At 65.7% G+C, this 790-nt stretch carries 1 protein-coding gene; it reads right to left on the bottom strand.

Annotation, left to right across the window (positions count from 1 at the left end; translation table 11 throughout):
* The coding region (locus ACLQ3F_RS31605; RefSeq protein ID WP_425853363.1) for a phosphopantetheine-binding protein at positions 1 to 650 on the bottom strand (650 nt) is incomplete at its 3' end.
* Positions 651 to 790: the final 140 nt, after the last annotated feature.

Here is a 790-nt window from a genome sequence, read left to right as displayed (position 1 = left end):
GGGTAGGCGTCGGTCAGGCCGTCCGGCAGAGCAGCCCGGTCCGCGTCGGACAGCAACGCGAACGGCGCCACCGGCTCCCACTCGTCAACGCCCTCGCCGAAACTGGCCGCGAGCCCGCGCACGGTCCGGTAAGCGAAAACATCACGGACACTCGTCGGATAACCCTCCGCCCGCAACGCACCCACCAACGACACCGCCAGCATCGAATCACCACCGAGATCAAAGAAACTCGACTCGACACCAACAACATCAACACCCAACACCCGCGCCCACACCGCAGCCACCGCGCGCTCCACCACCGACACCGGCGCCACAAACACCGACTCATCACCAAGCACCGGCACCGGCAACAGACGCCGATCCACCTTCCCATTCGGATCCACCGGCACCACATCAACCACCATCACCACCGAAGGCACCAACACCTCCGGCAAAACCCCCCGCAACACCTCCCGAACACCCACCACATCAACACCCGAACCCACCGGCACCACAAAACCGGCCAACACCCGCCGACCACCCACCTCCACCACCGACGCCACCGCATCCCGCACACCCACGCAGGACCGCAACGCCGACTCCACCTCACCCAACTCCACCCGCACACCACGCAACTTCACCTGCGCATCCAACCGACCCAGGAACTCCACACTCCCGTCCGACCGCCACGCCACCGCATCCCCAGTCCGATACAACCGCGACCCCACCAACCCAAACGGATCCGGCACAAACCGATCCGCCGTCAACCCCCCACCCCGCAAATAACCCCGACCCACACCCACACCACCGA

Source organism: Micromonospora sp. DT15 (assembly GCF_049841475.1).
Classification (GTDB): Bacteria; Actinomycetota; Actinomycetes; order Mycobacteriales; family Micromonosporaceae; genus Micromonospora.
The sequence above is the reverse complement of the archived record's forward strand: the minus strand, read 5'-3'. Positions and strand labels throughout refer to the sequence as shown.